Consider the following 1,832-nt stretch of genomic DNA (forward strand, 5'->3'; position numbering starts at 1 on the left):
GCGGGCGGACCGACGCGGCCGCCTCAGGCCTCGGGTCGCGGTGTCCTGTACCTAGCAAGTGCTTGGTTGGTAGGGTGGCCGAATGACCAGCACGACCAGACGTGAGGAGCTCCTGGCGATCGCCGCCGGGCTCTTCGCCGAGCGCGGCCTCCGCGCCACCACCGTGCGAGACATCGCCGACGCGGCCGGCATCCTCTCGGGCAGCCTGTACCACCACTTCTCGTCCAAGGAGGCGATCGTAGACGAGATCCTCCGCGGATTCCTCGACTCGCTCTTCGGTGACTACCAGCGGATCGTCGACGCGGGGTCGTCGCCCCGGGAGACCCTCGAGGGGCTGGTGCGCGTCTCGTTCGAGGCCATCCACCGCCACCGCGACGAGGTGGCCATCTACCAGGACGAGCTCAAGCATCTCCGGGGCAATCCGAGGTTCGACTACCTCCGCGAGCGCAACACCGAGTTCCGCGAGATGTGGACCGACGTGCTGAGTCGGGGAATGGAGTCCGGGGAGTTCCGTCCCGACCTCGACATCCGGCTCACCTACCGGTTCCTCCGTGACACGGTCTGGGTGGCAGTGCGCTGGTACCGGCCGGAGGACGCCGACGACCACGCCGCGATCGCGGACCAGTACCTGCGCATCGTGCTCGACGGCCTGGCCGACGACTGATCAGCACCATCCCATCCTGATCTCATACCCTCACGAGGAGACACATGACCAGCGTGACCGGCCGCGAGGCCTACGTGATCGACGCAGTCCGGACGCCCGCGGGCAAGCGCGGCGGCAGCCTGTCCGGCCAGCACCCGGCGGACCTGGGCGCGCACGTCATCCGCGCCGTCGTCGAGCGCACGGGGATCGACCCGGAGGTCGTCGACGACGTGATCTTCGGTTGCGTGGACGCCATCGGCCCCCAGGCGGGCAACATCGCGCGCTCCGCGTGGCTCGCGGCGGGGATGCCCCTCGGCGTGCCCGGCACGACCGTCGACCGCCAGTGCGGATCCAGCCAGCAGGCCATCCACTTCGGGGCCCAGGGGATCATGTCCGGGACCCAGGACGTGGTGCTGTTCGGTGGAGTCCAGAACATGAGCGCCCTGCCCATCTCGTCGGCCATGCTGGCGGGTCGCGAGTACGGGTTCGACGACCCGTTCACCGGCTCCACCGGGTGGGTCGAGCGCTTCGGCGCCCAGGAGATCTCGCAGTTCAACGGCGCGCAGATGATGGCCGACAGGTGGGACATCTCCCGCGAGGAGATGGAGCAGTGGGCGCTGCAGTCGCACTCCCGCGCCCGCGCCGCGATCGCCGAGGGCCGGTTCGCTGGTGAGTACGTTCCGCTGGCCGGACTCGAGTCGGACGAGACCACCCGTGAGACCACACTCGAGAAGATGGCCTCACTGCCGGTGCTCGCCGAGGGAGGGTCCCTGACCGCCGCGGTGGCGTCACAGATCTCCGACGGGGCGTCCGCGGGGCTGCTCGCGTCCGCGGAGGCGGTGGAGAAGTACGGCCTGACGCCGCGGGCCCGGATCCACCACCTCACCGTGCGCGGCGACGATCCGGTGATGATGCTCTCCGCGCCGATCCCCGCCACCCGGTGGGCCCTGGAGAAGACCGGACTGACGATCGACGACATCGACGTGGTGGAGATCAACGAGGCGTTCGCCCCCGTCGTGTTGGCCTGGATCAAGGAGATCGGCGCCGACCCGGCCCGGGTGAACCCCAACGGCGGCGGCATCGCCCTCGGTCACCCGCTCGGTGCCACCGGCGCGAAACTGTTCGCCACACTCCTGAACGAGCTCGAGCGCACCGGCGGCCGCTACGGCCTGCAGACGATGTGCGAGGG

General features: G+C 69.8%; 2 protein-coding genes. Both read left to right on the plus strand.

The genetic code is table 11. From position 1 onward, the window contains the following. The first annotated feature begins 82 nt into the window (after positions 1–82). Complete coding sequence (locus G6021_RS14745; RefSeq protein ID WP_182609555.1) at positions 83–664, plus strand: TetR/AcrR family transcriptional regulator; 582 nt, start codon at positions 83–85, stop codon at positions 662–664. 44 nt (positions 665–708) lie between these two features. Beyond that, positions 709–1,832: acetyl-CoA C-acetyltransferase (locus tag G6021_RS14750; RefSeq protein ID WP_182641606.1), on the plus strand; the 1,124-nt coding region annotated here is incomplete at its 3' end.

Origin of the sequence: Dietzia sp. CW19 (assembly GCF_014145265.1) — a bacterium.
Taxonomy (GTDB): domain Bacteria; phylum Actinomycetota; class Actinomycetes; order Mycobacteriales; family Mycobacteriaceae; genus Dietzia; species Dietzia natronolimnaea.